This window comes from Wolbachia endosymbiont of Drosophila baimaii (assembly GCF_028982185.1).
GTDB classification, from domain to species: domain Bacteria; phylum Pseudomonadota; class Alphaproteobacteria; order Rickettsiales; family Anaplasmataceae; genus Wolbachia; species Wolbachia pipientis.
Genome location: NZ_JAPQLE010000032.1, coordinates 1 through 3,605, shown reverse-complemented (window position 1 = coordinate 3,605; position 3,605 = coordinate 1). Strand labels below are relative to the sequence as shown.

General features: G+C 36.8%; 2 protein-coding genes and 3 pseudogenes. 4 read left to right on the top strand and 1 reads right to left on the bottom strand.

What is annotated here, in order from left to right; all coding sequences use genetic code 11:
• The first annotated feature begins 565 nt into the window (after positions 1 to 565).
• Together OZD66_RS01090 and OZD66_RS01085 are read left to right on the top strand one after the other, a co-directional pair.
• Complete coding sequence (locus OZD66_RS01090) at positions 566 to 1,795, top strand: cytochrome b (protein ID WP_006280242.1); 1,230 nt, start codon at positions 566 to 568, stop codon at positions 1,793 to 1,795.
• 368 nt (positions 1,796 to 2,163) lie between these two features.
• Positions 2,164 to 2,922: a cytochrome c1 gene (locus OZD66_RS01085; protein WP_182367524.1), complete on the top strand. Its 759-nt coding sequence runs from the start codon at positions 2,164 to 2,166 to the stop codon at positions 2,920 to 2,922.
• 138 nt (positions 2,923 to 3,060) lie between these two features.
• Here OZD66_RS01085 and OZD66_RS06055 read toward each other — a convergent pair.
• Positions 3,061 to 3,159: pseudogene (locus OZD66_RS06055) on the bottom strand (IS5 family transposase); the annotation flags it as partial.
• 37 nt (positions 3,160 to 3,196) lie between these two features.
• On the opposite strand from OZD66_RS06055, the pseudogene OZD66_RS01080 reads away from it, so the two are divergent.
• Positions 3,197 to 3,319, top strand: a pseudogene (locus OZD66_RS01080) (IS630 transposase-related protein); the annotation flags it as partial.
• A gap of 71 nt (positions 3,320 to 3,390) precedes the next feature.
• Positions 3,391 to 3,507: pseudogene (locus OZD66_RS01075) on the top strand (tRNA pseudouridine(38-40) synthase TruA); the annotation flags it as partial.
• Positions 3,508 to 3,605: the final 98 nt, after the last annotated feature.

The following is a 3,605-nucleotide window of genomic DNA, read 5'->3' as shown; positions in this document are numbered from 1 at the left end:
GCCGGATTAGTGAGTGGTAGTGAAATTTCTTTTACTCAAATTTAGGTATTCACTGACCGTTCTTGTTATAAATACCAGAATAATAAGCTAGTGATATTCTCCATCTTTTTTATCTTTAATCCATCATAGCTAGCGATGCAACAAAGCCCACTGGGATCCAGGAATTTTGATTGGGCACTAAGTTGGTAAGCATAAAAGTGGCTGATCTTATGTTAAAACACAATGTTCTTGATGAGATTACGGCAAGGCTGGATTCCAGACTGGAATGACACCATTTGCTGTGCAGTTTACCTTCAAGAATGAATGTTCGTACAGTTGTGGATTAAATCCTGAAGCAAGTCAAAATGAAGTCAATAAAGCATATCAAAATTTAATGAAATTAGTTCACCCAGATATAAGGAGGCTCAGAGTATTTTGCACAGAAATTAAACGCAGCACGTGATAGGTTGCTGAAGAGGTAATTAATATTGCTTTAAAGTTTTTATTTGTGCGTAAAGGATAAGTTGCTACAATAAAAAAATAAGATAAAAGTAGCAATGGACATGTGTTCAGAAAGGTTTAAGTTATGCAGGAAGATAACAAAAAAGAAACAATAAAAGAAGAAAAAGGCATATTAGGATGGATAGAATATAGATTGCCTATATTTTCTTTTCTAAGACACACTGCTTCTTACCAAGTGCCAAAAAACTTAAATTATGCTTGGAACTTTGGCTCTTTGGCTGGTATAGCGCTGATTTTACAAATAATAACAGGTATATTTCTTGCTATGCACTACACTCCGCATGTTGATTATGCGTTTAATAGTGTAGAGCGCATAATGCGAGATGTGAATTACGGGTGGTTAATACGCTACACTCACGCTGTTGGAGCATCGCTCTTCTTTATGGTAGTCTATGTTCATATAATGCGTGGATTATATTACGGATCTTATAAAAGACCGAGAGAGATGGTGTGGTTTATTGGAATATTTATATTTTTTGCAATGATGGCAACTGCCTTTATGGGATATGTATTGCCTTGGGGACAAATGAGTTTCTGGGGTGCAACAGTTATAACCAACTTATTTTCTGCTATACCTTTAATTGGCAATAAAATAGTTATATGGTTATGGGGTGGTTTTTCAGTGGATAACCCAACACTTAACCGTTTTTTCGCTCTGCATTATCTTCTGCCTTTTGTTATTATTGCTTTAGCTATGCTTCATGTGATAGCTCTGCATAGGTTTGGCTCTGGTAACCCAAGTGGAGTGGAGGTAAAATCAGATAAGGATACCATCCCTCTCTATCCTTATTATATAGTCAAGGATTGCATAACTTTTGGTCTGTTTTTTGTAGTTTTATTCGCATTTGTTTTCTATGCTCCCAATTATCTTGGGCATCCAGACAATTATATAGAAGCTGATTCTATGGTCACTCCGGTACATATAGTGCCAGAGTGGTATTTTTTACCTTTTTATGCAATGCTACGTTCAATTCCAGATAAACTTACTGGTGTGCTTACCATGTTTGCGTCTATTTTAGTGTGGTTTTTGTTACCTTGGCTTGATAAATCAAAAGTTAAAAGTGGTGCTTATCGCCCGGTGTTTAAGAAATTTTTTTGGGTTTTTGCAATAAATTTTGTACTTCTTGCCTGGCTTGGAGGACAAGAGGTAAAAGAGCCTTACATCACTATGAGTAGGCTATCTACTCTTTATTACTTTGCATACTTTGTGATAGTTTTACCACTGCTTAGTAAGTATGAAAAGCCAAAAGAACCACCAAAAACCTTAAGTGATTCTGTGCCGGAGATGAGGTGATGTCAATTCAAAGCAGATCTCTTACAAAATTCTCTGTCATCCCAGAGCTCTCTTCTGTCATCCCAGAGCCCTCTTTTGTCATCCCAGTGCTTGACACTGGGATCCAGAAAAAAAATAAATGGATTCCAGCATCATGTACACAATTGTATGAACGTTGTATACAACACACAGTGTCATTCCGCTATCTTCCGTTGTCATCCCAGTGCTTGACACTGGGATCCAGGTATAAAAATACTTACAAATCATGCAATGGACAACAGATTCTAGGAGTGCGTGATAACCATAATGTCAGTGATGAAATAAGCTGGATTCCAGTGTCAGCTACTTGCATGACATCAATTCGAAATTTACTAAAACAGTGGTTATGCATGGGATCTAATGTATTTGCAATCTTCTGCATGTTATTTCTATCTAGTCTTATATCTGCAGAAGAATTTAAATCATCACCAAATAAGAAAATAGACTGGAAATTTGATGGAATTGTCGGATCTTTCGATAGAGAGTCAATTCAGCGTGGCTATAAAGTGTATAAAGAAGTCTGTGCTGCTTGTCATTCAATGAATAGGGTAGCATTTCGTAATTTGCAAGATGTCGGTTTTTCTGAAGAAGATGTAAAACAAATAGCAGCTTCTTATCAAGTTAAAGATGGTCCGAATGATTTGGGTGAAATGTTTGACAGACCTGGAGTACCTTCGGATTATTTTATTGCGCCTTTTGATACAAAAGAAGCAGCTGCAGCAAGCAACAATGGTGCAGTCCCACCAGACTTATCATTAATTATTAAAGCAAGGCATGATGGTGCAAATTATGTCTATTCATTGTTAACAGGCTATCAAAACGGCGAACACGATGAAAATGATTTATATTTTAATTCGTATTTTCCAACAGGCAGATTAGCTATGGCGTCACCACTTTCTGAAGGAATGGTGGAATATGATGGTGCAAGGCAAGCCACAGTTGAAAATATGGCGTATGATGTGATAAATTTTTTACAATGGGCAGCAGAGCCAGAATTAGAGCGCCGGCATAAACTTGGATTAAAAGTAGTGGCGTATTTTATAATTTTAACAGTGTTTTTTGTATTAACTAACAACAAAGTTTGGAGCAAGCTCTATAAAAAGAAGTGATAGTCAATTTTGCCTCAAGCACAATGGTTGTCATCCAAGTAGCTAACACTGGTTCCTTTATGACGGTGTCATCCGAGTAGCTGACACTGGGATGGCTTTGTCGCATCGTACCTTATACGGTAATAATTTACGATAAATTCATGTAGCCATTTCGAATTTAGCCATACCAATGTTAGTAAATTTATTAAGCAAATAGCACTTAATGAGCAGTTCTTTTTCACGATTTATAGCTCTTTTCATAGAAGTCCGGATGTGATAAGGATAAGGAGGTTGAATGCCAGCAGCATATAGTTATGATTTAAGAAAAAAAGCAATGGAGGCGCTAGACGAAGGAGAAAGCAGAGAAGCAGTGGCAGCAAGATTTAAGATTGGACGAACTACTTTATGGGAGTGGCAGCACTGTAGGCTTGACCATAAATTATGTTAAGATAGAAAATGACTATTTTAGATAGAGCTTGATGTAATGCAGTGCGATACAGAATAACGGTAGAATATAATGGTAGTAATTTCTCTGGTTGGCAAAAACAGCAACACTCTGCTAACTCAATCCAGGAGAAGATAGAAAATGCTATATTTAATTTTAGTGGTGAGAAAGTTATAGCACTTCTCATAATAGTCCAAAAAAGGTAAGATATGGATTTATAGTAGTGATGGTAAGCATGCCAGCAGCATATAGTTATGAC

Excerpts from the sequence above, each read along its gene's own strand:
- OZD66_RS01090 (WP_006280242.1), top strand. The coding sequence starts at position 566 with ATGCAGGAAGATAACAAAAAAGAAACAATAAAAGAAGAAAAAGGCATA.
- OZD66_RS01085 (WP_182367524.1), top strand. The coding sequence starts at position 2,164 with ATGGGATCTAATGTATTTGCAATCTTCTGCATGTTATTTCTATCTAGT.